Origin of the sequence: Glycocaulis sp. (assembly GCF_050485565.1) — a bacterium.
Taxonomy (GTDB): Bacteria; Pseudomonadota; Alphaproteobacteria; order Caulobacterales; family Maricaulaceae; genus Glycocaulis.
Map to the genome: position 1 here is coordinate 43,554 of NZ_JBJHBQ010000009.1, position 26,166 is coordinate 69,719.

Sequence of the window (26,166 nt, forward strand, 5' to 3'; positions counted from 1 at the left end):
CAAACCCTTTATGAGTACAGGCCCTAGCGGGTTTCTGATACGACCCACTGGACGAAGCCAGCGGCGCTGAAGTCCGTGTCTGCGGGCAGGGCCAGAATGCACGGTTCGTCATAGGGGTGAAGTTCAGTCAGGCGCGTGCGGGCAGCTCCCGCGCGCGCCTTTGACGTCTTGAACAGCGCTACGGTTTCGGCCTCCGTCCGCACCTCCCCCTCCCAGCGGAAGACAGACCGCCCGGCGGGGAAGATGTTCGCGCACGCGATCAGTCTTTCATCCAGCAATGTGTGCGCGGCGGTCTCTGCGCCGGCACCGTCTGGCCAGGTGGTGTAGAGCACAACCACGCCATCGGCAGTGGCATCACTGTGTGTTGTCATGGCTGCCTCTCTTGCAGTCGGGGCCATCTGCCCGGATATAGCGGATAGCACAGAGGTTAGATCATGGCTGTCCAGGCAAGCAAAGCGGCTGCACACGGCGCGAAAGGCGCGCTCGTCCTGTTTTCGGGCGGGCAGGATTCGGCTGTGTGTCTGGCCCATGCGCTGACGCATTATCCGCGCGTGGAGACCATCGGCTTTGACTATGGCCAGCGCCACCGCGTGGAGATGGAGGCCCGGCTGACCGTGCGCGAGGCGATGACCGCGCTGCAGCCGGAATGGGCGGCAAGGCTTGGCGGCGATGTGACGGTGGACATTTCCGGCTATGGCCAGCTGGCTGAAAGCGCGCTGACCTATGAGCGCGTGATCGAGATGGGCGAAAGCGGCCTGCCGACCAGCTTCGTGCCGGGGCGCAATCTGGTGTTTCTGGTCATGGCGGCAGCCCATGCCTGGCGGCGCGGGCTGGATGTGCTGGTGGGCGGGATGTGCCAGACCGATTATTCCGGCTATCCAGATTGCCGCGAAGACACGCTGAAAGCCCAGGAGCGCGCGCTTTCGCTGGGTCTGGACATGCCGGTGACGATCGATACGCCGCTCATGTTCCTGACCAAGGGTGAGACCTGGGAGCTGGCGGAGACGCTGGGCGGCAAACCGCTTGTCGACCTGATCGTGGAGCATTCCCACACCTGCTATATGGGCGACCGCGAGCATCGCCACGACTGGGGCTATGGCTGCGGCACCTGCCCGGCGTGCGAGCTGCGCGCGGCCGGCTGGAAGGAATGGGCAGGCCTATGAGCTATGCGGTCAAGGAAACCTTCCTGACGGTGCAGGGCGAGGGCGGGCAGGCGGGCCGCGTGGCCGTGTTCCTGCGCTTTGCCGGCTGCAATCTGTGGAGCGGGCTGGAGCGCGACCGCGCGAAGGCCGTCTGCCAGTTCTGTGATACCGATTTTGTCGGAACAGATGGTCCGGGCGGCGGCAAGTTTGCCAGCGCTGAGAGCCTTGCCGCTCATGTGAAAGGCTTCTGGCCAGGCGGCGGGAAGCCCTTGGTGGTGTGCACGGGCGGTGAACCGCTATTGCAGCTGGATGAGGCCGCGATTGCGGCCCTGAAGGCCGAGGGCTTCGAGATCGCGGTGGAGACCAATGGCACTGTCGAGGCACCTGATGGCCTCGACTGGATCTGTGTCAGCCCCAAATCCACCGCGCCGCTGAAACAGGTTTCAGGCGACGAGCTGAAGCTGGTCTATCCGCAGGCAGACGCCATGCCGGAATTGTTCGAGGGGCTGAATTTCAGCGCGTTCCGCCTGCAGCCCATGGACGGGCCGCAGCAGATGGAAAACGCGAAAGCTGCTTTTGAGTACTGCCTCGCCCACCCGCAATGGAGTCTCTCTCTCCAGACCCATAAATGGATCGGGGTGGATTAGGGGAGGGACGACCTAGTCGCGTTCGCGTCTGCGGTTACGACGCTCTTCTTCCTCGTCGCTGGTCGTCACGGTATCGACCGCCCCTTCCGCGATATCGCCTGCAACGCCAATGGTCGCCCCGGCAGCGCCGACAACAGCGCCGGTGGCCGCTGCCGCCAGACAGCCCGGCAGCATGAGAAGGCTCAAGCCTGCGGCGAGAGCCAGCAGGCGCGGTGTGCAGTTTGTGGAGCGGGGCATGGAGCATCCTTTGGACTGGTCAGCCCTGATCCTGCTCCCAAATGGTTAGCGAAGTATGGTGTATTGCACAGGAGGTGTTTTGCAGCGTTACGCGCGGGGGAACCGGGCAGAAATTTCACAAAGCTTAAATCCTGTCATGGCCCGGTTTATCCGGGCCACCCATGCCTGAGAGCGATGATCAAGCGGGAGATCTGAGGCATGGGTCCCCCGGATCGCTTCGCGACCGGAGGATGACAACACTGGAAACATGTCTGGAGTTCAGGTCCCGGCTCCCCCCTCCGCCTTCTTCGAAGGCACCTCCCCCGTAAACGGGGGAGGATACCTCCGCCATCTGAACTACAAGCTATCGACCATCACGACTTCGGATTCCTCCAGAGCAGTGATGGTGATGACCGGCTCGTCCTTGATCGCCGCTCCATCACGGGCATCAAGCGTCACGCCATTCACCTCGACCTTGCCCTTGGCAGGCACCAGATAGGCGTGACGGCCGTCGGCCAGCCTGTACTCGATGCTGTCACCGGCCTTCACGGTTGCGCCCAGCACGCGGGCATTGGCGCGGATCGGCAGGGCGTCATTGTCGCCTTCAATGCCGGAAGCCAGCACGACCAGCTCGCCCGCGCGACTATCCTTGGGAAATTCGCGCGCATTCCAGTACGGCTCACCGCCGCGCTGATCGGGCATGATCCAGATCTGGAAGATGCGGGTGATTTCATCCTCGCGGTTATACTCCGCGTGGCGGATACCAGAGCCTGCGCTCATCACCTGCACATCACCGGCCACCGTGCGGCCTTCATTGCCAAGGCTGTCCATATGGGTGACGGCCCCGTCGCGCACATAGGTGATGATTTCCATGTCCGAGTGGGGGTGGGGATCAAAGCCCGTGCCCGCCCGGATGGCGTCATCATTCCAGACTCGCAAGGCACCCCAGCCCATCCGGTTGGGGTCATAGTAGTGGCCGAAACTGAAATGGTGACGGGCATTGAGCCAGGTGTTGGAAAAGCCGCCAAGGCTGGAAAATTCGCGTTTCACGATCATGGCAAGACCTCCTTGTTGAGCCCTTGAACGTTGACCGGAAATGTAGGCAATCGGCCGCGCGGCATAATCATGCCGAATGGCTGCTCAGTGTTGCCGGGTTGGAAATGATCAGATGCGCTCTGTCACCTTGATGGCGATCCGGCAGCCGGTCTTGATGAGCGCGGACAGCAAGGGATAGCCCGGCGTGTCGTGTGCGCCTTCTTCCACGGCGAGATTCTTGTGGGCGACTTCTTCTTCCTGGTAGCGGGCAAAATCGGCGGCGAGCCCGGTTTCGCCCATGGCTTCGAGCTCTTTGACCTGCTCGCCGTAATGGCCCTCGATCACGCTTTCCACGGCCTCTGTGCAGGCGTGGGCGGCCTTCTCGCCCATCAGGGCGGTGGCAACGCCAAGACCGAAACCGGCGAGCCGCCAGACCGGGCTGAGCGCCGTCGGGCGCACGCCGCGTTCGGCGATATAGTCGTCAAAGGCGTCGAGATGGGCCTGCTCGTCGGCTTCCATATGTTCCAGCTGGCGCGCAATGCGGGTCTTGGAGGGCAGGCGGCCAAACACGGCGCGCTGGCCGCGATAGATGTGGACCGCGCCATATTCGCCCGCATGGTCGATACGGATCATCCGGGCGATGGCGTCTGCATTGCGGGCGGGTCCGGGGCGCCGGATAGCCATTAGCGGGGCCTCCTCATGGCGTTTATCAGGACAAGAAATGAGATTGCGGCAAGGCCGAGCGATGCAATCGCGTTCCAGCCCGCCATGGATACACCGAACAGCGACCAGACCACCTCATTGCATTGCGGAATGGTGCGCGCGCTGTCGAACAGGGCCTCCATCTGGGCCAGGCTGACTGGTCCGCTGGAAACGCCCACGCATGAGGGCGGCAGGTCAAGGATCTCATACTCCACCAGAACATGATGGAGCGCATGCCACGCGCTGACGAGGCTGAGCACGCCGACCAGCCCGACGCCGAGGCGTGCTGACAGATCTGGCAGCGGCAAGGCGCGCAGCGCGAGAAACACGGTGATGCCCGCGCCTGCGATGGCGGCGTGCGCCCAGCGCTGGGTCACGCACATCGGGCAAGGCAGCAGCCCGCCGATATATTCAAACGCGAAAGCACCTGCCAGCAGGGCAAGCGAAACACCCGCCGCGATCAGCGGCCAGTTTCGCGGCTCCAGCGCAATACGCAGCGGAGCGGGCAGGGGCGCAAACAGGCTCATGGGTTCACTCTAGGCGCTTTGCCGATGCCCGGCGAGAGGCAGAACTGCCGCAGGGCCGGTCAGGGCTTTGTGCGTGTCTGCCTGCGCCGCCAGATGACGATGGCTGTCAGTGCGGCAAGGCCGAGCATACCCAGCAGGACAATCGCCCACACCCCCTCATCAAGCGCACGGCGGAGCAGGTCGATCAGCAGCTCGATAAAGGCCGGGCCGAGGATGATCAGACCGCCATAGAGGATGATGATCCAGCCCGTTCCGATGATCACGCCCCCCAGCACCAGCAGTCCGTCCCGGTTGATGAGGCCAAGAGCGGCCAGCGCCAGCGCGACACCGGGTGCGGAATTGGTGAGGGGCAGGGGCACAAGAATGGAGAGGCAGAACAGGCAGAACATCGCGCCCGCAATCCGGTGGGCGAGTGTCCCGGACAGGAAGGCAAGGCGCGGCGCGGCGAAATGCTCAATCCAGCCAAACCATTTCTTTGCGCCTCTGGCGGTATTCACCAGATCGTCCCTGGAGAGGCGCCGCGCGGCGAAGCGCTCTGGCAGCCAGAGCGAATCGCGCCCCAGAGCCAGCTGCGCACAGATCGCCAGCATGGGCAGGGCGACGATCTGGGGGATGCCATAGAGGAAAGGCATGCAGACCGGCACGGCCAGCACGAACAGCACCACACCAAACGCCTGCTCGCCGAGCCTTCCGGTCAGCTCACCCAGCGTCAGCCCCTCTTCAGGCGCATCTGCCGCTATCGCCTCCAGACGGGAGATCATGCCGGTGTCGTGCGCCGTGTTTTCCATGGGTAACGGCCTTCGGGGCGGGAGGGGCTGGAACAAGGATAGACGCGCTGTTTGGCATGGCGGGCGCATTGCGTCCAGCGCAGGCCCTGCCTGCCCATTCCCACTCGACGTGAAGCCATGCCTCGCCTATTAGAACCCCGTTACCAGTCAGGCTGCGGGCGTGGCGGAATTGGTAGACGCAGCGGACTCAAAATCCGCCGGCCGCAAGGCCTTGCCGGTTCGATTCCGGCCGCCCGTACCACTCTTGGTTTCCGCAACGCGGATGCGCTGCGCATCAAGAAAAGCTGGGTCTCCCGTCGGTGCGGGAGACCCCGGCTGTGTAGCCGATTGCGTCATTTCTCCAGCTTCACCACTGACCTATCCTCCGGGGTCCCCCGCCCCGACGGGGGATCCAGATTGCTTTTCCACTGCCTTCTGTCGTCATTCCGGGTGTAGCTGCGTTCTCCCGGCGCAAGCCGGGACCCAGAAAAGGACTGAGCCCCGACTTTCGTCGGGGAAACGAGGGGCGGGACGCCTCGCGCCTTGCCCCTGCACGGCGCAGCCCTGTATGGGTGAGCGGATTGCAATGGAGTTGCACCCGCTCATGGTTGAACTGGTCGCAGAGGCCCTTGATGGCGTGAAGCTGGTGCGCGCGCGCCGGTTCGAGGATGAGCGCGGCTATTTCACCGAGAGCTGGAATGCGCGTGCCTTCGCCGCTATCGGCATTGATACGCGCTTTGTGCAGGACAATCATTCCCGCTCGGTGAAGGCCGGGACGGTGAGGGGGCTGCACTATCAGGCCCCGCCCTTTGCGCAGGCCAAGCTGGTCCGCGTCTCTCAGGGCCGGGTGATGGATGTGGCGGTGGATGCGCGACGTGGCTCTCCCAGCTACGGCCAGCACTTCAAGGCAGAGCTGAGCGCGGAGAATGGCCTGCAGCTCTTCGTGCCGGCCGGCTTCCTGCACGGCTTCATGACGCTGGAGGATGAGTGCCACGTCCAGTACAAGGTCGATGCCCATTACGACAGAGCGAGCGATGGCGCGGTGCGCTTTGACGATCCTGATCTCGCCATAGACTGGGGCCTGCCAGCGGCGCGCGCGATCCTGTCGGAGAAGGACGCCGCTGCCCCGCTCTGGCGTGACTTCACCTCGCCCTTCGTGTGGCAGGGCAGTTAGGGGCGATGCTTCGCCTTCTCATCCTTGGCCGTACCGGCCAGCTGGCCCGCGAGCTTGTCGCACAGGCACCCGGGCAAGGCTGGGATGCGATGGCTCTGGGCCGCGACATGGCGGACTTTGCTGATCCTCTGGCCTGTGCCACAGCGCTTGGCGAGCACCTGCCCGCAGACGCCGTCATCAATGCGGCGGCCTATACGGCCGTTGACCGCGCCGAGAGCGAGGAGGCGCTGGCCCATACCATCAACGCCGAAACGCCGGGCAGGCTGGCCGCCTTGTGCGCCGGGCGGGGCGTGCCGTTTATCCATGTCTCCACCGACTATGTGTTTGATGGCTCCAAGCCCGGCCCCTATGTGGAAACCGATCCCGCCGCTCCGCAAAGTGCTTATGGCCGCTCCAAGCTGGCAGGCGAGCATGCCGTTCTGGATGCTGGTGGCCGCAGCCTGATCGCGCGCACTTCATGGGTATATTCCGCGCACGGCCAGAACTTCGTGAAGACCATGCTGCACCTCGGTGCTGATCGTGATGAGCTGCGCGTGGTGGACGATCAGCATGGATGCCCGACCGCCGCGCATGAACTGGCGCGCTGCCTGCTGGTGGCGGCGCGGGCGATGGCAGAGGGAGGCAGGGCTGGCGGCGTCTATCACCTCGCCGGAGAGGGCGAGACGAGCTGGGCCGGGTTTGCCGATGCGACCTTTGACCGTGCTGCGCCGCACTGGGGCCGCCGTCCGGCGGTGACCCGCATCACCAGTGCCGAGTATCCCACGCCTGCGCCGCGCCCGGCCAATTCCCGGCTGGATTCCAGCCGGTTCGAGGCAGAGTTCGGTACGCGCCCCGCTGGCTGGGAGGCGTCACTCGGCGAAATAGTGCAAAAAATTCTCATATCAGAGAAATAGCGCGAATATGCGCGAATGTTCTTGTGGCGCCAGCGTATTTCGCGCCTGCAGCATGCCCTTCGCACCTGCGGTGCATGTAGACAAACCCGCCGCGTGCCGCTAACCCGCCCCCCGACGCATGCAAATGCGCGAAAACCCTTATGGTACAAGGCGAAAAGGTACGGACAAAGTTCATGTCAAACGGCCAATCACGCTTCCATGTGCCCGCCCCGCCCTTCCGGCCTGGCGACGCGCCCGACTTCTCCCATCTCGACCTGCAAAAGGCGGGCGAGGCCAAACGCCCCGATCCGCTGACCGCTCCGGTGAAGATGACCGATCTGGCTTTCGGCATGATCGGTGTGCTCGATCACAATCATCAGGCCGTGGGTGAGTGGGATCCGCGCCTGTCTCCCGAAATCCTGCGCGAGGGCCTCTCCCACATGGTGCTGACGCGCATCTATGACGCGCGCATGCTCAAGCTCCAGCGCCAGGGCAAGATGAGCTTCTACATGAAGTCGCTGGGCGAGGAGGCGGTGGCCGTGGCTGGCGCGATGGCGCTGAACAAGTCCGACATGGTGTTCCCGTCCTACCGCCAGCAGGGCATTCTGTTCGCGCGCGGGCGCAATATCGTGGACATGATGTGCCACTGCATCTCCAACAGCCGCGATAATCTCAAAGGCCGCCAGCTGCCCGTGCACTACACTTGGGCGGAAGGCAATTTCTTCTCCATCTCCGGCAATCTGGGTACGCAGTTTCCCCAAGCCGTCGGCTATGCGATGGGCTGCGCCTACAAGGGCGAGGACACGATTGCCGCCAGCTGGATCGGTGATGGCACAACGGCCGCGCCGGACTTCCACGCGGCGATGACGCTGGCCTCCACCTATCGCGCGCCGGTGATCCTGAACGTGGTCAATAATCAGTGGGCCATCTCCACCTATGAGGGGATTGCCAAGGGCGATGCGGCGACCTTTGCTTCCAAGGGGCTAGGCTATGGCCTGGCTTCGCTGCGCGTTGACGGCAATGATTTCCTGGCCATCTATGCGGCCACCAAATGGGCTGCCGACCGCGCGCGCAAAGGCGGCGGGGCGACCTTCATCGAGCTTTTCACCTACCGCGCCGATGCGCACTCCACCTCGGATGATCCGGCCCGCTACCGCCCGAAGAACGAATTCGAGGTCTGGCCGCTGGGTGATCCGATTGAGAGGCTGAAAAACCATCTGATCGGGCTTGGCGAGTGGGATGAGGAACGCCACGCGAAGCTGGAAGAGCAGATGACCGCGCTGGTGGTGAAATCCTACAAGGAAGCGGAAAGCCACGGCACGCTGCACGATGGCCCGCTCTCTCCGACCCACACCATCTTTGAAGATGTCTACGCGACCGAAGACTGGCGCCTGCGCCGTCAGCGGCAAGACTTGGGGGTGTAACCGATGCCAGCGATGAACATGCTGCAGGCCCTCAATTCGGCCATGGACGTGCTGCTCGACAAGCACCCCGAGACCGTCATTTTCGGCGAAGATTCCGGTTATTTCGGCGGCGTTTTCGGAGCCACGCAAGGCCTGCAGAAGAAATATGGCCTGGACCGCGTTTTTGACGCGCCGATCAACGAAGCGGCTATTGCCGCCATGGCCATCGGTATGGCGGCCAAGGGCCTCAAACCCATCGCGGAAATCCAGTTCGCGGACTATATCTTCCCGGCCTTTGACCAGATCGTCTCGGAGATGAGCCGTCTGCGCTATCGCTCTGCCGGAGAGTTCGTCTCGCCGGTCGTGGTGCGTTCGCCCTGGGGCGGCGGTATCCGGGGCGGGCAGACGCACTCCATGAGCCCTGAAGCCTTCTTCACCCATGTGCCGGGCGTGAAAGTGGTGGTGCCGTCCAACCCGTACGATGCCAAGGGTATGCTGATCGCGGCCAGCGAGGGCGATGACCCGGTCATCTTCTTTGAGCCGAAGCGCATTTATAACGGCCCGTTTGACGGCGTGCCGGATGCTCCGCTGTCCAGCTGGGCCAGGCACCCCAAGGGCGAGGTTCCCGAAGGCCATTACCGCGTCGAACTCGGCAAGGCCGAAATCGTGCGCGAGGGCGAAGCCTGCACCGTCATCACCTATGGCACGCTGGTCCATGTTGCGGTCAATGCGGCTGAAAAGGCAGGCATTGACGCGGAAATCATCGATCTGAAAACCCTCGCCCCCTATGATATCGAGACGATTGTCGCCTCGGTGAACAAGACGGGCCGGGTGGTGGTGGCCCATGAGGCACCGCGCACGTCCGGTTTCGGGGCGGAGCTGGCCGCGCAGATTCAGGAAGAATGCTTCTATGCGCTCGAAGCGCCGATTTTCCGCCTGACGGGCTGGGACACGCCCTATCCCCACGCCCATGAATGGGCCTATTTCCCCGGTCAGGCGCGCTTTATCCGCGCGCTGCAGACGGTCACGGAGGCACGCTAGCCATGAGCGAATACAAGTACAAGCTGCCCGATGTCGGCGAAGGCGTGGTCGAGGCCGAGATCGTCGAATGGCACATCAAGGAAGGTGACAAGGTCACCGAGGACCAGCACATCCTCGACGTGATGACCGACAAGGCGACAGTGGAAATCCCCTGCGCGGTCAATGGCGTGGTGAAGAAGATTGTTGGCGCGCCGGGCGACGTGCTCCCCGTGGGCACCGAAATCCTCGTCATCGAGATCGACGGTTCGCCTCCCACCGAGGAGGAAGCGCCCACGCCGGAAGTGAAAGAAGAGGCGAAGCCTGCTGCCGATCCGGAAAAGGGCAAGGCGCTGGCCGAAGGGCCGGACCGGACCGCAGACAAGAGCGAAGACCCCGCGGGCGGCAAGCAGGCGGTGCCTCCGGCAAAGCCGGCTGCTCCGGCACCCAAAAGCTCTGCCGCCCCCGCCCGCGCGTCCGGCGAGCGCCCGCTGGCCAGCCCCGCCGTGCGTCAGCGCGCTCTGGAGGCCGATATTGACCTTTCTGCCGTGCCGGGCACCGGCCCTGCCGGGCGGATCACCCATGCCGACATGGATGATTTTATCGCCTCTGGCGGGCGTCTCGCCTCCAAGGCTGGCGGCTCGGCTTCCGGCCCGTCACGCGCCCCCCGCAAGGGTGTGAGCGAAGAAAAGGTCATCGGCCTGCGCCGCAAGATCGCGCAGAACATGGCCGCGTCGAAACGCACCATCCCCCACATCACCTATGTGGACGAGATCGATCTGACGGCGCTGGAAGATTTGCGTGCGCACCTCAATGCGACCCGCAAGGATGGCCAGCCCAAGCTGACCCTCATCCCCTTCCTCGTTGCCGCGATGACGCGCGCTTTGCCGCAATTCCCACAGGCGAACGCCCATTTCGACACCGAAGAGTCGGTGCTGACCAAGTATGAGGGCGTCCACTGCGGCATCGCCACGGCCACGCCCAACGGGCTGATGGTGCCGGTGATCCGCCATGCCGAGGCGCTGGATATCTGGCAGATCGCAGACGAGGTGAAGCGCCTGGCCGATGCCTGCCGCGATGGCAAGGCCACCAAGGAGGAGCTTTCCGGCTCCACCATCACAATCACGTCTCTGGGCGCGATTGGCGGCATCGTGACGACGCCGGTCATCAACCTGCCGGAGACGGCGATTATCGGCGTGAACAAGATGCAGACCCTGCCGCGCTATGACGAGGCGGGCCGCGTGGTGCCGAGGAAGATCATGAACCTCTCCTCCAGCTTCGATCACCGTATCGTCGATGGCTATGAGGCCGCTTTGCTGGTGCAGGCGCTCAAAGGCTATCTGGAAAACCCGGCGACCCTGTTCATGTGAGGTGACGCCTCTCCAACATCGTCATTCCGGGGGAGCGTTAGCGACACCCGGAACCCAGGTTCTTTTTTGATGCTCCGCACATCCGTGCGTCGCTCCTCGCTAAAGCTGCGGGCGCGCGGTCGCGCTTCTAGGCGCTGCGCGCCGGCTGGGTTCCGGATAAGCGCTTACGCGCTTTCCGGAATGACGAAGGGGGAAGGGCAGTGCGGGCCATGACAGCGCGATGAGGGCTGAAAAATGGATCCCGGGTCAAGCCCGGGAACCCGGTTGAGAGGTCGGCGTTGAAGCTGTCAGAATTATCGTAACGGTAACACAACCGGGTCCCCGGCCCCCGAGCCGGGGTCCACTCTTATTCTGGGTACCGGCCCACCCCGGTGAAACGCGAGATTAGAGCGAGGCGGGAAACTAAAGCCCCAACTCCCCCCACATCGCGTCTACCTTGTCGATGATCTCCTGCTCCATGAAGAGCTTTTCGCCCCATTCGCGGTTCGTCTCGCCTTCCCACTTGTTCGTGGCATCGAGCCCGATCTTGGAGCCGAGGCCGGAGACGGGCGAGGCGAAGTCGAGATAATCAATCGGCGTGTGTTCGATGATGGTGCAGTCGCGGGCCGGGTCCATGCGCGTGGACATGGCCCACATCACATCCTTCCAGTCGCGCGCATTGATGTCGTCATCCACCACGATCACCCATTTGGTGTACATGAACTGGCGAAGATACGACCACGCGCCCAGCATCACGCGCTTGGCGTGGCCGGGATAGGCTTTCTTCATCGAGATGACGGCGATGCGGTAGCTGCACCCTTCGGGCGGCAGCCAGAAATCGATGATCTCTGGAAATTGCTGGCGGATGAGCGGGATGAAGACCTCGTTGAGCGCCTCGCCGAGCACGCTCGGCTCGTCGGGCGGGCGGCCCGTGAAAGTGGTGAGGTAGATCGGGTCAGAGCGCATGGTGATGGCGCTGATCTCGAACACGGGGAAGCGCTCCACCGAGTTGTAATAGCCGGTATGGTCGCCATAGGGGCCTTCCGGCCCGTCCTCATCCAGCAGGACATGACCCTCAATGACGATCTCGGCCTCGGCCGGCACTTTCAGCGGCACCGTCTTGCATTCGACCAGCTCGGCCTTGCGGCCTCTCAGGAGCCCCGCAAACTGATATTCGGAAAGCGTGTCCGGCACCGGCGTGACGGCAGCCAGGATCGTCCCCGGATCAGCGCCGATCACGGCGGCGGCGGGCAGGGGATCGGGGCGCGCGCCCTTCCAGCGCTGATAATGCTGCGCGCCGCCGCGATGTTTCAGCCAGCGCATCAGCGTGCGGTTCTTTGACAGCTTCTGCATCCGGTAGATGCCGAGATTATAGTCGTCCTGCTTGTCCTCTGACGGGCCCTTGGTGACGACGAGCGGCCATGTGATCAGCGGCGCAGGCTCGCCGGGCCAGCAGCCCTGAATGGGCAGGCGATCGAGATCAATGTCGTCGCCGGTCAGCACCACTTCCTGACACGGCGCCTTCTTCACCGTGCCGGGGCGCATCGCCATCACGGTCTTGGCGAGCGGCAGGAGGTCCATGGCGTCGCGAAGCCCGCGCGGCGGTTCAGGCTGGCGCAGGAAGGCCAGCAGCTCGCCGACCTCGCGCAAGTCTGCCGCCGTACGGCGGGGTTCGCCGCCCATGGTGACAGCGCGCGCGACGCGCTCCACCGTGCCGAAGAGATTGACCAGGGCGGGCATTTCGCTTGCCCGGCCATCTTCATGCACAGGATTTTCAAAGAGGACTGCCGGGCCGCCCCTGGCGAGCAGGCGGGTCTGGATCTCCGTCATCTCCAGATGGGTGGAGACCGGGGCGGCGACGCGTTTGAGATCGCCTTCCGCCTCCAGCAGAGCCATGAATTCGCGAAGGGATTTGTACGCCATACCTGCCGTCCTGCCTTATAGCCGATAACGGGTTATAGCGCCGGCAGCCGCGCCTGCCAGTGCGGCCATGTGCGCAAGATGTGTAACGGAGCGTAAACGTGCGGCGCGTTTCACTCATGGACGTACCGATACCCCCTTTCGGTGCGACTCCTTGAAGGAGCGGGCCGGCACCCCCCACCGCCGGCCCGTTTCTGTTTGGGGGTGCGGTAATCGCTATTTCGCCTTGCCACCCAGCACGTCCTGCCATTCGGGATGGCGCTCTATCTGCGCTTTCGCAAACGGGCAGAGCGGCACGATGCGCACACCCTCTGCGCGGGCATCCAGGACACCACGCTCCACCAGCGCCTTGCCCACCCCCTTGCCGCGCCATTCATCGGGCACGCCCGTATGATCGATGATGATCATTTGCGGGTTGAGGATGGAGAATGTCATCTCCGCGTCCGGCAGTCCCGGCGCGCGCGCCACATAGCGGCCCTTTGAGCCGGAAACTTCCCTAGTGATCGTATAGTCCGGCTTGTCGGTCATGGCGCGCTCCAGCGTGTTGTGAACAGTGTCAGGCGGGGGTCAGCTTCAGCTCTTTGAGTGTCTGATAGGCGGGCAGGCAGGCGTCTATCACGCCCTGAAGCGTGGCGGGCCGTGGATGGCCCGAAGGCGCGGGCGCTTCAAAGCCTGTTGATGCCTCCACACGGCTGTACCAGTGCGGCGCCCACGGCCCGTCACTGGCGCGCCGCCCTTCCGGCCAGGTCAGCATGGCTTCGTCGAACGGGATATCCAGCGCGGCGCAGAGCGCGGTCAGCATGCCGCGCGGATCAGCCAGCACGTCCGCGCCTTCAATGACCGGCCAGTGCTTTCCGGTATTGGCGGCAATCACCTCATAGAGCGCGTGCTGGCGCACGGCGCCAAGGTCTTCGGGGCGCACCTCGCCCATGGTCGCGTTGAAGCTGGCGGCCACATCGGCAGGATCGCGGATCAGGAAGATATGCCGGCAGCGGGCCGTCCAGGTCAGGTCCACCTCGTCCAGCATGTGCTGGCACATATGTTTCTGGAAGAAGAGGGGCGAACCTTCGGGCGCTGATCCGGCGCAGCGCGCGGCGATTTTCTTCGGATCGGTCGGCCACAGTTCCAGCACCGCCTCGCGGCCGGGATGGTTCAGCCCGGTGCAGTCGAGATAAAAGCCGTAGAACGGCTCGTCCCACACTTCGCAATCTGCCCGGTTTTCAAAGCTGCGCATCATCGCGGTGGAGATGTTGCGCGGGCCTGACCACAGGCAGATGCGGATGGTTTTCATGGGGAGCGGCCTTATGTGCTCTCGCGTGCGATCCGGGCAAGATACAGTTTTTGCAGGCGTTCCACCATCGGTCCGCGTTCCGTGGTTAAAATTCTTCCGTCCACGCTCGAAACCGGGGCAATGCCGGCAAATGTACCGGTCACGAAGGCTTCCTGCGCGCCATAGACATCGGTCAGCGAGAAGCGCTTTTCAAAGACGGGTATGCCTACCTCCTGGCACAGCTCGATGACCACGCCGCGCGTAATGCCGGGGATGCAATACTCGCCGGTCGAGGTCCACACCTCGCCCTTCCTCACGATGAAGAAATGGGTCGAGTTGCAGGTGGCGACAAAGCCGTGCGGGTCCAGCATCAGGGCCTCGTCCGCGCCGGCCTTGGCGGCCTGTATGCAGGCCGTGATGCAGTTCAGCTTGGAGTGGGAATTGAGCTTCTGGTCCTGCACGTCCGGGTATCCACGGCGCACATGCACGGTGAAGAGATTCATCCCGCGCGTGGCCGCTTCGGGTTTCGGGTTCTTGTATTCGGGGATGATGACGATGGTGGCCGGGCCGATATTCACCCGCGGGTCCTGATAGGGCGTGCGCTTCAGCCCGCGCGTGACCATCAGGCGGATATGCACGCCGTCATGCATGGCGTTGGCTTCCAGCGTCTCGTAGAGCCGCTTTTCCAGCGCATCAGGCGAGATGCCGATATCCATGTCGATGGCCTTGGCACCCTCGTAGAGCCGCTCCAGATGCCGGTCCAGGAAGACGATACGGCCATGATGGACGCGCAGGCCCTCCCACACGCCATCGCCCAGTATGAAACCGGAATCGAAGACCGAAACGACGGCTTTCTCGCGCGGGAACAACTCCCCATTGACCGAAATGAGGATGTCCGCATTGCGCGGATCATCCACGTATTCGTGTGTGCCCTTGCTGGTATTGGTCATGTCTCATCCAAAATCGCTAAAACTCAGCGCCGCGCGGCGATTACCGCGTTGACGAAGCTCGGTGTGTCTTCGTTGATACCGTTTGTGGCGCCCAGCCGCACGATCACCAGCTCATCAGAGGGAATGATGACGGTGCGCTGCGACTGGAAGCCGTCCATCATGAAGGCGTCACCCGGCAGGCCGGGATTGTTCAGCCAGAAGCCGGCTCCGTATCGCCCACGGGAGTGGGCCGTCGGGGTTGTGACATAGTTGATCCAGTCAGCCGGAATGATTTGCGTCCCATCCGGTGCCTGCCCGCCATCGAGATAGAGCTGCGCAAGGCGTGCCCAGTCGCGGGCGCTGGCATATATATAGCTGGACATTTGGAGCGTTCCGGCTTCATCGATCTCCACCACCGAATGGTGCATGCCCAGCGGATCAAGCAGCCAGTCCCTGAGCGTGGCCTGCCGTTCTGGCACCGTGTCGCCCAGATGCCCCGCTAGTGCGGACCCGGCGAGGATGGTGTTGCCGCTCTGATAATCCCAGTGTTCGCCGGGCGCATGGATCACGTTCCGGTTGGCGGCGTAGTGCGCCATGTTCGCCTGTGTGAACAGCATTTGCGAGTTGGGATCAAACCCATCTCCGGTTTCAAATCCGTCCAGTCCGGCCGTCATCCGCAGGAGCTGGTCAACGGTGATGGCCCCGCGGCCATTCGCGGCCAGGTCCGGAACCAGCCCTTCTGCATGCACGTTCAGCAGGCCGCGCTGGACCAGCACGCCCGCCAGCGTCGCCGCAAACGATTTGGACATCGACCATCCGGGCAACGGCGTTTCGGCTGTGACGCCTTGTGCATAGCGTTCCGCGACCAGCCGCCCGTCATGCAGCACCAAAGCTGCCAGCGTGTTGCGCCCGTCATCGGTGAAGGCAAGGTCAAGTGCCGCGTCCAGTGCTCCGGCGTCGAAATGGGTGTCGCGCCAGCCTGCATCCAGCGTCATAAGGTCAGCTTGCCTGCTCAGCGGCAGGGACAGGCCGGGGTCAAACGCGCGCGGATCGTGGACCAGCGTGCAGCCCAGCCCTTCGCGGTGGATGGCGGTCTGCCGGAACGCGATGCCAAGCGCCGAGGCCGTGACCATTTCCCTCTCATGGTCGATGCGAACTTGAAGCAGTGAGCGGGCATCGCCCAGAATGGGATCGGTATAGAGCGCTCTGGCGCGCTCAGGCTCGAGGCCCGACACGAAGGTCAGCGAGCATATCTGCTTGGCGGTGATGCCAGTGCCTGACGGCACATAGATCTGGCCGATCGGCGAGCCGGATATGTAGAACCAACCGCCAATGCTGGCAGCGATGATTACACCGGCAATACCGGCAATTATCCGTTTCATCCAATCCCCCCGGGGTCGTCACTCGCCACCGCCACGGCCCGGCGGCCTGCACGCCTCAGCCGAACCGCGAAAAGTCTGGCGCGCGGCGTTCGAGGAAGGCGGTTACCGCTTCCTTGAACTCCTCAGAAGCCAGCTGGGCGGCGAACTCTGCGCCTTCCTCGGCCATCAGCGTGTAGACGCTCTCGACGCCCTTGGTCATCAGCGCCTTGGACTTTTTCACCGCGTTGGGGGCTTTTGCCGCCAGCGCTTCGGCGCGCTTCATCACTTGGCTTTCGAGATCAGCTGCCGGGAAGACACCATTGACGAGGTTTTTCGCCTCGGCGCGGTTCGCGTCCCAAGTTTCGCCGAGCAGGAGAAGTTCTGACGCCACTACGCGCCCCACAATGCCCGGCAGGACCGCGCTGGAGCCGAACTCCGGCACCAGGGCCAGATCCACAAACGGCGTCTTGAACGTCGCCCTGTCGGACGCATAGGCAAGATCACAATGCAGGAGCAGGGTCACGCCAATGCCGATGGCCAGCCCGTCCACGCAGGCAATGACCGGCTTTGAGGCACCCAGCAGAGCGCGCATGAAGCGCTCCACGGGCGGCATATCGCCCCCGCCAATGGTGGGCGGGGCCTCCATGAAGTCCATCAGATCATTGCCGGCGGTGAAGACGCCTTCTGTCCCGGCCAGCACCACCACGCGGATGGCCTTGTCGGTCTCTGACGTCTCCAGCCCTTCGGCCATGGCCGAGTACATGGCGCGGGTGATGGCGTTCTTCTTGCCCGCCCGGTTGAAGCGGATGACCCGGACCGCACCACGATCCTCGATCAGAATGTCGGCAAAGCCTGCTGGAGCATTCATGGAGCGGTCCTCACCCTAGGCTTCGTTGAGCCAGCGCTTCATCTCAAGGCGGGCAATGGTGCGCTCATGCACCTCGTCCGGCCCGTCGGCGATGCGCAGCGTGCGGATGCCGGCATAGGAGGAGGCGAGCGGGAAGTCGTCTGACACGCCGCCGCCGCCATGGGCCTGAATGGCGTCATCGATGACTTTAAGCGCCATGATGGGCGCGGCCACCTTGATCATGGCGATCTCGCCGCGCGCAGCCTTGTTGCCGACCGTGTCCATCATCCAGGCGGCTTTCAGGGTGAGAAGGCGCGAGGTCTCGATATCGATGCGCGCACGCGCGATGCGGTGCTCCCAGATCGAGTGCTTGATGACCGGCTTGCCGAAGGCGGTGCGGCTCATCGCGCGCTTCACCATCAGTTCCAGCGCCCGCTCTGCCGCGCCAATCGTGCGCATGCAGTGGTGGATGCGGCCCGGCCCGAGGCGGCCTTGCGCGATTTCAAAGCCCCGGCCTTCGCCGAGCAGGATATTGCTGACAGGCACGCGCACGTCTTTCAGCTCGACTTCCATATGGCCGTGCGGGGCGTCGTCATAGCCGAACACGGGCAGGTGACGCAGCACCTTCACGCCCTTGGCGTCGGCAGGCACCAGGATCATGGATTGCTGCTTGTGCAGCTCGGCATCGGGGTCGGTCTTGCCCATGACGATATAGACCGCGCAGCGCGGATCACCGGCGCCAGAGCTCCACCATTTGCGGCCATTGATGACGTATTCATCGCCATCGCGACGGATCGAGCACTCGATATTGGTAGCGTCGGACGAGGCCACCGCAGGCTCCGTCATCAGGAAGGCGGAGCGGATCTCGCCAGCCAGAAGCGGTTTCAGCCATGTCTCCTGATGTTCCTTGGTGCCGTAGCGCGAGAGCACTTCCATATTGCCGGTATCGGGCGCGGAGCAGTTGAACACCTCGCTCGCCCAGACTACCCGGCCCATCTCCTCTGCCAGCGGCGCATAGTCCGCATTGGAAAGTCCAGCGCCGTGCTTGTCGTCCGGGTGAAAGAGATTCCACAGCCCTTGCGCCTTCGCCTTGGCTTTCAGCTCCTCGATGATGGGCAGGACCTGCCAGCGATTGGTTCCGAATCCGGCCAGCTGGTCGTGATAGGTCTTCTCGTTCGGGTAGACGTGCTCGTCCATGAAGGCGCGTACACGGGCCAGATAGTCCTTGCAGCGTGCCGAGTATTCAAAGTTCATCTTGGGTGTCCTCCCTCGCGGTTTTCGCGTGTGCCCGTCATGGGGCAATTTCGTTTGTCCGGACTATCATGGCACTTCCCGCCGCTGATTCCATCTGTGACATGACATCTATCCTCATTCTTTTTGCGGTCCTCGCGACCGCCTTCCTGTCGGCTGTCTTCGGAATGGCGGGCGGACTGATCCTGATGGGCGTTCTGGCCGCCGTCCTGCCGGTGCCCGCCGCGATGGTGATGCATGGCGCGGTGCAGAGCGTGTCCAATGGCTGGCGGGCCGTGCTCCTGCGCCGCTACATCCTGTGGAAATCCATCGGCTGGTACATGGTGGGCTCGGCCGCCGTCGCGCTCATCCTTCTCAGCTTCACCCTCATCCTGCCGCGCCCCTGGCTCTTCATCGTGCTGGGGCTGGTGCCGCTGATTGTGTGGCTGCCCAAATCGGTCTTCGCGCTGGATGCCACAAAGCCGGGGCAGGGCGTCGCCTGCGGGGTCAGCGTGACGGGGCTGAACGTGATCGCGGGCGTGTCGGGGCCGCTGCTCGATACTTTCTACCAGAATGTCGAGGCTGACCGGCGTTCAATCGTCGCCACCAAGGCCGCGACCCAGGTCGCCGCCCACGGCGTGAAGATCGCTTACTATATCGCTCCGGCGCTGGCGGCGGGCGAGGGCGGGTCGTTTTGGCTCATCGCGGTGGCGATACCGCTTTCGGTGATCGGCACGACGCTGGGCGCCAGAGCGCTCGACCGGATGAGCGAGGATGTGTTCCGCCGCTGGACAAAGCGGCTGGTGACCGGGATAGGAGCGTACTATTTCGTGCAAGGACTGTGGTTGCTCAATGGAGGGGCGGGATGAGGCTGGAGCCAGCGATACTGGAAAACGCCTATGTGCGCCTTGAGCCGCTGGAGGATTCCCACCGCGAGGAGATGCGCAGCCTGGCCGATGACAGCGAAATCTGGGCCTTCATGACCCAGCGCGGTGACGGGGCGCATTATGATGCCTGGTTCGACAATATGCTCGCTGCCAGCGCCGGACCGGCCCAGATCAGCTATGCTGTGTTCGACGCGGCGTCCGGGATGTGTGTGGGCCATAGCGCGTTTCTGGAAATCAGCGTGCCCCATGCCCGTGTGGAAATTGGCTGGACCTGGTATGGTGCCAGCGTCCGGGGCGGCGCGATCAACCCCGCCTGCAAGCACCTCCTGTTGGAGCGTGCGTTTGAGGCAGGCGCGCAGCGCGTGGAGCTGAAAACCCATGGCCGCAATCTGCGCAGTCAGCGCGCCATCGCGCGGCTTGGCGCGGTGCACGAGGGCGTGCTGCGCAGTCACTATGCCACCTGGACTGGCGACCGGCGCGATACCGTCTATTTCTCTGTCCTGCCCGATGAATGGCCTGGTGTGCGCGAGGGGCTGGAGCGCCGCCTGCAGGCATTTGCCCCTCCGGCTTGACCGGCCCGGCCCCAGACCCGACTTTCCCGCCCATGGCCATTATCCGCCGACTCACCCCTGAAACCGTCAATCGCATCGCCGCGGGCGAGGTGGTCGAGCGTCCGGCCTCGGCCCTCAAAGAGCTGGTCGAGAATGCGCTGGACGCCGGTGCCACGCGCATTGATGTACGCGCAGAGCAGGGCGGTCTGACGCGTCTGATCGTTGAAGATGACGGCCATGGCATGGATCGTGACAGCCTTGCCCTGTCGGTGGAGCGCCATGCCACCTCCAAGCTGCCGGTGGGGACCGACGGCGCGGATGATCTGTTGAACATCGCCTCCATGGGCTTCCGGGGCGAGGCTCTGCCCTCCATCGGCTCGGTCGCGCGGCTCTCCATCACCACGCAGGACGCCTCTGGCGATTGCTGGGCGCTGGAGGTGGAAGGTGGCAAGACCGGCGAGCCCCGCCCCGCCCCGCCGCTGGGGCGCACCGGCACGCGCATCGAGGTGCGTGATCTGTTCTACGCTACCCCTGCGCGCCTGAAATTTCTCAAGTCCGAACGCGCCGAGAGCATGGCCATCACCGACGTGATGAAGCGCCTTGCGCTCGCCAGAGCTGATGTCGGCTTTTTCCTCAGTCTTGATGGCCGCTCGCGCCTCGCTTTGCAGGCACCGGGCATGGTGGACACGCCCGAAGCGCGCCGCACCCGCCTTGCCGCCCTGCTCGACCGGGATTTTGCCGAAAATGCGCTCGCGATCGATACGGTACGCGAGGGCGTCAGCGTGACCGGCTGGGCCAGCCTTCCTACCTATAATCGCGGCACGAACCAGCACCAGTTCCTGTTCGTCAATGGACGTCCCGTGCGCGACAAGCTGCTGGTGGGGGCTGTGCGCGGTGCCTATCAGGATTTCCTTGCCCGCGACCGCCATCCGGTCGTGGCGCTTTATGTCGATCTGCCGACCGATGAGGTGGATGTGAACGTGCACCCCGCGAAGGCCGAGGTGCGCTTTCGCGATTCAGGCCTGGTGCGCGGGCTGATTGTCGGCGCGCTGCGCCATGCGCTGGCGGGGGCGGGACATCGTGCTTCCACTACGGTTGCGGCACAGACGCTTGGAAGGCTGCAGCCGCAGAGCGCGCCCACAGGCTCGCTCTGGGCATCCTCCCGCAGTGAATACGGCGCGCGGGTATCGCCCGCCTATGAAGCCTCGCTCGCCGAGCGTACTGCCCACGAGTTCGATGCCGGAGCGCCGCGCGCCGAACCCTCCGGCTTGGCCTATGCCGCTCGCGTTGAGGCCGAGCCAGCCCGTGAGCTGGAAGATTTCCCGCTGGGCGCGGCGCGCGCGCAGCTGCATGAGACCTATGTGATCGCGCAGACGGCGGACGGTCTGGTGATCGTCGATCAGCACGCCGCCCATGAGCGCCTCGTCTATGAGCGGATGAAGGCGGCGTTGGCCTCCACTGGCGTTGCCCGGCAGGCGCTGCTGGTGCCGGAGATTGTCGAGATGGACGAGGGCGAGGCGCGCCGCGTGCTCGACCGGGCCGAGGAGCTGGCCGAGCTTGGCCTCGTCATCGAACCCTTCGGCCCCGGCGCGATTGCGGTGCGCGAAACGCCCGCCCTCCTCAAACGCCTCGATGTGCAGGGCCTGATCCGTGATCTCGCCGACGAGCTCGCTGAATATGACGAGGCGTTGTCGTTGAAAGAGAAGCTGGAAGAAGTGGTCGGCACGATGGCCTGCCATGGCTCGGTGCGGGCGGGCCGCCGCCTCACGGGCGAGGAAATGAACGCGCTCCTGCGCGAGATGGAAGCCACGCCCCATTCCGGCCAGTGCAATCACGGCCGGCCGACTTATGTCGAGTTGAAGCTTTCCGATATTGAGCGGCTGTTTGGGCGGAAGTGAGGGGTGGCCCTCGATCCTTCGAGCGCCACTGCGTCCGCAAGGATGAGGGCTACCAGCTATCACGCCCCTCATGCTGAGGAGGCTTCGTAGAAGCCGTCTCGAAGCACGGGGGCTTTCTGGGTTCCGGGTCTGCGCGCTGACGCGCTCCGCCCGGAATGACGAAAGAGGGGGCTTCAATCACCCCCTCTTCAGATACACCACCCTTGCAGCGCCGTACTCGCCCTCATCGAGGCGCTCCCAGCCGGGTGTTTCAGGCGTCTCGTCGATACCCACTTCCAGAACAGCGATTGTATCGGGGCTGAGCCAGCCGCCATCGAGCAGGCGGGAGAGGGCCAGCTCGCCAAGGCCCTTGCCATAGGGTGGGTCGAGGAAAACGAGATCAAAGGGTGGCCCAAGATTGGCCGGTTTCGGCCCCATGGCGGTGGCGTCGCGCCGGTGGAGGCGGGTTGTCGCCCAGAGCTGCAACGCCTCGACATTGTCGCGGATCGCGCCTCTGGCGCCGGCATCGGTCTCGACGAACAGGCAGAAGGCCGCGCCCCGGCTCATCGCTTCGAAGCCCAGCGCGCCGGAGCCTGCAAAGAGGTCGATCACGCGCTTGTTCTCAAGCCCTTCTGACCAGCTGGCATGGGCCAGCTTGTTGAAAATGCTTTCGCGGATGCGGTCGGCGGTGGGGCGGGTATTGCGGCCCTTGGGCGCGCTGAGCGCGCGGCCCTTATGGCTTCCGGCGATGATGCGCATCGGGCTTTCGGGCCTTGTTGTCGGGGCGTTTGCCGGGGCCGGGCTTGCCGCGCGGCGCGCCGGGCGAGGGGCGTGCCGGTCCCTTGCCTGCGAGCGCGGGCGGGCGGGAGCGTTCCGGCTTGGAGACGGCCTTGCCGGTCATGTCGGCCTCGCGCGCGCCCTCCTTCATCGGATAGCCATCGCCATCCAGCGGATAGAGCTTGCCCAGCTGTTCGCGCAGGACAGAGCGGCGGATTTCTTCCGTCTTGCCCTTTTCCAGCGCGCCAAGCTGGAACGGGCCATAGGCGGTGCGAAGCAGACGGTTCACGGTCAGGCCGACCGCGGAGAGGACTTTCCTCACCTCGCGGTTCTTGCCTTCTTTCAGGCCGACGGTTAGCCAGGTGTTGGACCCGGTGCGCCGGTCTACCACCACCTCGATGGGGCCGTATTTCACGCCCTCGACTGTGATGCCCTTTTTCAGCTTCTCGATGGCGTCCTCGGTGATGTCGCCATAGGCGCGCACGCGGTAGCGGCGTGTCCAGCCGGTTGAGGGCAATTCAAGCACGCGCGCCAGCTCACCATCATTGGTCAGCAGCAGCAGACCTTCGGAGGTGAGGTCCAGCCGCCCGATCGAGATCACTCGGCCGATTTCCTTAGGCAGGGACTGGAAGACCGTCTCGCGCCCCTGCGGGTCGGCATGGGTGGTAACCAGGCCATCGGGCTTGTGGTGACGCCACAGGCGCGTGGGCGGGCGCTCGGCAATGGGTTTGCCATCCACGCGCACATCGTCGCCGGGGCCGACCTTCACCGCAGGCGTGCGCAGAATCTTGCCGTTCAGGCTCACCCGCCCATCCTCGATCATGCGTTCGGCTTCACGGCGCGAGGCGACGCCCGCATGGGCGAGCACCTTGGCGATGCGTTCGCCGTCTTGAGCTGATTTGGGGGCAGGGGGCTTGGCCAAGGCTTGCAGGCGCTCCGGTGAAGGCTTAAGCGGCTCCCATGAGCGACAGCCGCGACATACGCTTTATGGAACTAGCCTTGGGTCAGGCGCAAGCCGCCGCCGCCGCGGGCGAGGCACCGATTGGCGCGATTATCGTCGATCCTTTGACGGATGAAGTGGTCGCGCTGGCTCATAATGCGCCGATTGCAGGCCATGATCCGAGCGCACACGCGGAAATTCTCAGCCTGCGCCTGGCGGGCCAGAAAATTGGCAATTACCGGCTGACGGGGCTGGAAATGTTCGTGACGCTGGAGCCGTGCGCCATGTGCGCAGGCGCGATCAGCCACGCGCGCATTGGCCGTCTCGTCTATGGCGCATCAGACCCGAAGGGCGGCGCGGTAGAGCATGGCCCGCGCTTCTTCGACCAACCCACCTGCCACTGGCGGCCAGATGTGACCGGCGGTGTGCTGGCAGAGCAGAGCGCTGCGCTCCTGAAAGGGTTTTTCAGGGCGAGACGGGGGTAGGTTTTCTGGCTACCTACCAGCGCGCTTGGGCGGGTAGAGTATACCCGGCACAGCGCAGCCGGGTTCCCGGCCCCCGAGCCGGGATCCATGTTTCCAACGCACCGTAGGTATCCACGCTATCTCGCGTTTCACCGGCGTACGCCGGTGTCCAGCTTTTACGGTTTCTGGACCCCGACTTGCGTCGGGGAAATGCATGGATCCCGGGTTCCCCGTTATCACGGGGACAGGCAAGCCCGGGAACCCGGTTTTTGGAACTGCTCAGAATCTTCCGGCCCCGTCAGGGGCCGCAAGGCCGACCGGCCGCCCGCGCTCGTGCGCGGAACATCGCAGCGCGGATGCGCTGCGCTACAAAAGTCGCCTAATAAGGCTCCGGATAGTCGCCGTCCGGGTCGTCCCCGCGCGCAAGGCGCTCAAAGGATTCGATCAGCGAGGTGTAGGGCGGCACCGGCGTCAGGCGTATCTGATCGCCGATCAGCACGCTCTGGCGGATCTCGAAATGCAGGTGGAAAGTGGTCGGCGTGGCACCGAAATGGTTCCAGATAACGCCGATGCGCTCGCCGCGCGCGACCTCATCGCCGGTTTCCACGTCGAGGCGCGCCGGGTCGAGATGCAGGTAGAGATAGCTGGTGCCGTCATCGGCCAGCAGGGTGACGGTGTGGCTGGAAATGCCGCTGATGACGCCATTATCTGCCGCCACCGCCCAGAAGCGGTCTTCGGCCCCGTAAGGGCTGCGCGGGCAGCGCGGCGGGCGGATATCCTGCCCCTGATGGCCAGTGCCGCCGGGGCAGAAGGGCGTGGACCAGCCGCGCGTCTCGCAGAAATTGTCAAACCAGGGATAGTCGTAATTTTCTTCCGCGCACTGGTTCCAGGGCGGGCTGGCATGCATGCCGCCGGGCCGCCAGAGCTGGGTGTTGGCAAAGGCGCGCGGCACCTCCACCGGGAAGCGCATATGGGCCGAATAGACGGTAGCGGTTTCAACGCCGCTGCCTGACCCTTCGGGCAGTTCGCCAGCCGGCGTGTAGAACGGCTCATCGCCCAGCCAGTCCTCCAGCACCGCAGGTACGGGCTCGGGTTCCGGTTCAGGTTCCGGCTCTGGTTCCGGTTCCGGGATTTCCGGTTCTTCCGGCTCCAGCGTTTCGGTTTCTTCGGGCGGATCAACCGGGTCCGGTGCATCCTCCGGCGCAGACGGCCAGAAAATGGCGGCGATAAGCGCCCCCCCACCTATAATGGCGGCCAGTGTGTAGTCGCGTGCAACGCTCATCTTGGCCTCCGCCCGTTATTGCGCGGCGGCAGCCCTTCAGGCGATCCGCCCGCGACCACCAGCCGTCCGGCAAAGGCGCGGATCGTGTTTTCATCGCGGCATTCGGCGTTCTCGTCCGGGTTGGAGCAGGCGATCAGCAGGGTATAGGCCGCGCCATAGCGATTAAAGCTCAGCTCCTGACCGTATTCGGTGCGCGTAACCAGCTGGCCTTGCGCGTCGGTCATCGCCATGTACTGGCCCGCTATCGCCGCGCTGGTCTCCACCGCATGGATCACCCGGCTGCCGGTGATCTGGTACATGATGCCGCGCCGGTGAAAGCTGGCGCTGTAGAAATAGTCCGACGCGAAGAACATCATACCGGCAACGCCGCCGCCTTCTTCCTCGCCGCGCGTGTGTGCCGGCTCTGTTTCCAGCGGCAGAAGGACGGGCAGGCGCGGGCGCATCAGATCTTCGGGCAGCGTGTTGGTGAAGGGCGGTACGCGCGGTGGCGGCTGGGTGGGTACAAAGGCTGCTGGCGTGTCCTGGTTCATCTGCGCCATGTCGCGGCGCATATCGACGGCCGCCGTGTTCCAGTCTATCGGCGCGAGGGGGTGCCCTTGCGCGTCGTGTTCAGGCTCCTGGGCCTGTGCACCTGCGTCCTGCGTTTGCTGTCCGGTCTGGGCTTGCTGGGCGAGGGCTTCGCGCAGGGTCGTGGCGTCGAGTTGCCGGATCTGCTCGCGCTGTGGCTGAGCCTCCATGGCCTGAAGGATGCGTTCGCGCGTCAGCGCCTGTTCACGCACCGTGGCTGGCGGCGCGGATTCCTGTTGTTGCTGGCTGAAATGGGCAAGGCCGGGTGCCGCCAATGCGACGCTGGTGCCAATAGCCGCCAGGATGTGGAAGCCTGATCGTTGCAATCTCATGTCCCCTCCCGCCGCAGGGTATGAGAGGTCAGTCTACCACACCGCGCGCATTCACGGCAGCGAAAACCGGGAAGGCTGTGC

The 26,166-nt window shown here is 64.2% G+C and carries 28 protein-coding genes and 1 tRNA gene; 12 read left to right on the top strand and 17 right to left on the bottom strand.

Going from position 1 to position 26,166, the window contains the following annotated elements; all coding sequences use genetic code 11:
• Positions 1–23: 23 nt before the first annotated feature.
• On the bottom strand, positions 24–371 hold the full coding sequence (cutA, locus tag ACQ5ID_RS11030; protein WP_429912495.1) for a divalent-cation tolerance protein CutA: 348 nt from the start codon (positions 369–371) through the stop codon (positions 24–26).
• A gap of 63 nt (positions 372–434) precedes the next feature.
• Between cutA and queC the strand changes: the two genes are divergently transcribed.
• On the top strand, positions 435–1,163 hold the full coding sequence (gene queC, locus ACQ5ID_RS11035) for a 7-cyano-7-deazaguanine synthase QueC (protein WP_429912496.1): 729 nt from the start codon (positions 435–437) through the stop codon (positions 1,161–1,163).
• On the top strand, positions 1,160–1,789 hold the full coding sequence (gene queE, locus ACQ5ID_RS11040) for a 7-carboxy-7-deazaguanine synthase (protein ID WP_429912497.1): 630 nt from the start codon (positions 1,160–1,162) through the stop codon (positions 1,787–1,789). Before queC ends, queE begins: the two co-directional genes overlap by 4 nt.
• Before the next feature lie 12 nt (positions 1,790–1,801).
• Here queE and ACQ5ID_RS11045 read toward each other — a convergent pair whose 3' ends face one another.
• From ACQ5ID_RS11045 to ACQ5ID_RS11065, 5 genes are all read right to left on the bottom strand, one after another.
• Entirely contained in the window at positions 1,802–2,026 is a 225-nt protein-coding gene (locus ACQ5ID_RS11045; RefSeq protein ID WP_371393886.1) for a hypothetical protein, read from the bottom strand.
• A gap of 336 nt (positions 2,027–2,362) precedes the next feature.
• On the bottom strand, positions 2,363–3,061 hold the full coding sequence (locus ACQ5ID_RS11050; RefSeq protein ID WP_429912498.1) for a pirin family protein: 699 nt from the start codon (positions 3,059–3,061) through the stop codon (positions 2,363–2,365).
• Positions 3,062–3,169: 108 nt separating this feature from the next.
• Complete coding sequence (locus tag ACQ5ID_RS11055) at positions 3,170–3,724, bottom strand: demethoxyubiquinone hydroxylase family protein (RefSeq protein ID WP_429912499.1); 555 nt, start codon at positions 3,722–3,724, stop codon at positions 3,170–3,172.
• Positions 3,724–4,269, bottom strand: a complete 546-nt coding sequence (locus tag ACQ5ID_RS11060) for a disulfide bond formation protein B (protein WP_429912500.1) — start codon at positions 4,267–4,269, stop codon at positions 3,724–3,726. The genes ACQ5ID_RS11055 and ACQ5ID_RS11060 overlap by 1 nt, the downstream gene beginning before the upstream one ends.
• A gap of 59 nt (positions 4,270–4,328) precedes the next feature.
• The gene (locus ACQ5ID_RS11065; RefSeq protein ID WP_429912501.1) at positions 4,329–5,057 is read right to left on the bottom strand and encodes an exopolysaccharide biosynthesis protein; all 729 of its coding nucleotides are present in this window, start codon (positions 5,055–5,057) and stop codon (positions 4,329–4,331) included.
• A 154-nt stretch (positions 5,058–5,211) separates the two neighbouring features.
• Here ACQ5ID_RS11065 and ACQ5ID_RS11070 point away from each other — a divergent pair.
• From ACQ5ID_RS11070 to ACQ5ID_RS11095, 6 genes are all read left to right on the top strand, one after another.
• Positions 5,212–5,298: transfer RNA gene (locus ACQ5ID_RS11070), tRNA-Leu, on the top strand.
• Positions 5,299–5,640: 342 nt separating this feature from the next.
• The gene (rfbC, locus tag ACQ5ID_RS11075; protein WP_429912502.1) at positions 5,641–6,210 is read left to right on the top strand and encodes a dTDP-4-dehydrorhamnose 3,5-epimerase; all 570 of its coding nucleotides are present in this window, start codon (positions 5,641–5,643) and stop codon (positions 6,208–6,210) included.
• A 5-nt stretch (positions 6,211–6,215) separates the two neighbouring features.
• Positions 6,216–7,103, top strand: a complete 888-nt coding sequence (gene rfbD, locus ACQ5ID_RS11080; protein WP_429912503.1) for a dTDP-4-dehydrorhamnose reductase — start codon at positions 6,216–6,218, stop codon at positions 7,101–7,103.
• Positions 7,104–7,276: 173 nt separating this feature from the next.
• Positions 7,277–8,506, top strand: a complete 1,230-nt coding sequence (locus ACQ5ID_RS11085; RefSeq protein ID WP_429912504.1) for a thiamine pyrophosphate-dependent enzyme — start codon at positions 7,277–7,279, stop codon at positions 8,504–8,506.
• Between the two features lie 3 nt (positions 8,507–8,509).
• Positions 8,510–9,526, top strand: a complete 1,017-nt coding sequence (locus ACQ5ID_RS11090) for an alpha-ketoacid dehydrogenase subunit beta (protein ID WP_429912505.1) — start codon at positions 8,510–8,512, stop codon at positions 9,524–9,526.
• Between the two features lie 2 nt (positions 9,527–9,528).
• Positions 9,529–10,872 (top strand): dihydrolipoamide acetyltransferase family protein, encoded by a 1,344-nt coding sequence (locus tag ACQ5ID_RS11095; protein WP_429912506.1) that lies wholly within the window; start codon positions 9,529–9,531, stop codon positions 10,870–10,872.
• Between the two features lie 402 nt (positions 10,873–11,274).
• On the opposite strand, the gene ACQ5ID_RS11100 is transcribed toward ACQ5ID_RS11095, so the two are convergent.
• From ACQ5ID_RS11100 to ACQ5ID_RS11130, 7 genes are all read right to left on the bottom strand, one after another.
• Positions 11,275–12,774 carry a UbiD family decarboxylase gene (locus ACQ5ID_RS11100; protein WP_429912507.1) on the bottom strand — a complete coding sequence of 500 codons (1,500 nt, stop codon included), beginning with the start codon at positions 12,772–12,774 and terminating at the stop codon, positions 11,275–11,277.
• A gap of 213 nt (positions 12,775–12,987) precedes the next feature.
• Positions 12,988–13,299, bottom strand: a complete 312-nt coding sequence (locus tag ACQ5ID_RS11105) for a GNAT family N-acetyltransferase (protein WP_429912508.1) — start codon at positions 13,297–13,299, stop codon at positions 12,988–12,990.
• A gap of 28 nt (positions 13,300–13,327) precedes the next feature.
• Positions 13,328–14,062, bottom strand: coding sequence for an HAD family hydrolase (locus ACQ5ID_RS11110; RefSeq protein ID WP_429912509.1), 735 nt, complete (start codon positions 14,060–14,062; stop codon positions 13,328–13,330).
• 11 nt (positions 14,063–14,073) lie between these two features.
• The gene (locus tag ACQ5ID_RS11115; protein WP_429912510.1) at positions 14,074–14,991 is read right to left on the bottom strand and encodes an aminotransferase class IV; all 918 of its coding nucleotides are present in this window, start codon (positions 14,989–14,991) and stop codon (positions 14,074–14,076) included.
• Between the two features lie 23 nt (positions 14,992–15,014).
• Positions 15,015–16,352, bottom strand: a complete 1,338-nt coding sequence (locus ACQ5ID_RS11120) for a serine hydrolase domain-containing protein (RefSeq protein WP_429912511.1) — start codon at positions 16,350–16,352, stop codon at positions 15,015–15,017.
• Between the two features lie 55 nt (positions 16,353–16,407).
• Positions 16,408–17,199, bottom strand: coding sequence for an enoyl-CoA hydratase (locus ACQ5ID_RS11125; RefSeq protein ID WP_429912512.1), 792 nt, complete (start codon positions 17,197–17,199; stop codon positions 16,408–16,410).
• A 15-nt stretch (positions 17,200–17,214) separates the two neighbouring features.
• Positions 17,215–18,432, bottom strand: coding sequence for an acyl-CoA dehydrogenase family protein (locus ACQ5ID_RS11130; protein ID WP_429912513.1), 1,218 nt, complete (start codon positions 18,430–18,432; stop codon positions 17,215–17,217).
• Positions 18,433–18,500: 68 nt separating this feature from the next.
• Here ACQ5ID_RS11130 and ACQ5ID_RS11135 point away from each other — a divergent pair, with 68 nt between their 5' ends.
• Genes ACQ5ID_RS11135 through mutL form a run of 3 tightly spaced genes read left to right on the top strand, consistent with a single transcriptional unit; the run spans position 18,501 to position 21,744 of the window.
• Entirely contained in the window at positions 18,501–19,277 is a 777-nt protein-coding gene (locus ACQ5ID_RS11135; RefSeq protein WP_429912514.1) for a TSUP family transporter, read from the top strand.
• Entirely contained in the window at positions 19,274–19,867 is a 594-nt protein-coding gene (locus ACQ5ID_RS11140) for a GNAT family N-acetyltransferase (RefSeq protein ID WP_429912516.1), read from the top strand. The genes ACQ5ID_RS11135 and ACQ5ID_RS11140 overlap by 4 nt, the downstream gene beginning before the upstream one ends.
• 32 nt (positions 19,868–19,899) lie before the next feature.
• Entirely contained in the window at positions 19,900–21,744 is a 1,845-nt protein-coding gene (mutL, locus tag ACQ5ID_RS11145) for a DNA mismatch repair endonuclease MutL (protein WP_429912517.1), read from the top strand.
• A 177-nt stretch (positions 21,745–21,921) separates the two neighbouring features.
• On the opposite strand, the gene rsmD is transcribed toward mutL, so the two are convergent.
• Both rsmD and ACQ5ID_RS11155 read right to left on the bottom strand, forming a co-directional pair.
• On the bottom strand, positions 21,922–22,482 hold the full coding sequence (gene rsmD / locus ACQ5ID_RS11150; RefSeq protein WP_429912518.1) for a 16S rRNA (guanine(966)-N(2))-methyltransferase RsmD: 561 nt from the start codon (positions 22,480–22,482) through the stop codon (positions 21,922–21,924).
• Positions 22,457–23,422 (bottom strand): pseudouridine synthase, encoded by a 966-nt coding sequence (locus ACQ5ID_RS11155; protein ID WP_429912519.1) that lies wholly within the window; start codon positions 23,420–23,422, stop codon positions 22,457–22,459. The genes rsmD and ACQ5ID_RS11155 overlap by 26 nt, the downstream gene beginning before the upstream one ends.
• Before the next feature lie 65 nt (positions 23,423–23,487).
• On the opposite strand from ACQ5ID_RS11155, the gene ACQ5ID_RS11160 reads away from it, so the two are divergent.
• Positions 23,488–23,925, top strand: coding sequence for a nucleoside deaminase (locus ACQ5ID_RS11160; RefSeq protein WP_429912585.1), 438 nt, complete (start codon positions 23,488–23,490; stop codon positions 23,923–23,925).
• A 358-nt stretch (positions 23,926–24,283) separates the two neighbouring features.
• Here the strand turns inward: ACQ5ID_RS11160 and ACQ5ID_RS11165 are convergent, their stop codons facing one another.
• Together ACQ5ID_RS11165 and ACQ5ID_RS11170 are read right to left on the bottom strand one after the other, a co-directional pair.
• Positions 24,284–25,186, bottom strand: a complete 903-nt coding sequence (locus ACQ5ID_RS11165; RefSeq protein WP_429912520.1) for a M23 family metallopeptidase — start codon at positions 25,184–25,186, stop codon at positions 24,284–24,286.
• Positions 25,183–26,085 carry a hypothetical protein gene (locus ACQ5ID_RS11170; RefSeq protein ID WP_429912521.1) on the bottom strand — a complete coding sequence of 301 codons (903 nt, stop codon included), beginning with the start codon at positions 26,083–26,085 and terminating at the stop codon, positions 25,183–25,185. Before ACQ5ID_RS11170 ends, ACQ5ID_RS11165 begins: the two co-directional genes overlap by 4 nt.
• Positions 26,086–26,166: the final 81 nt, after the last annotated feature.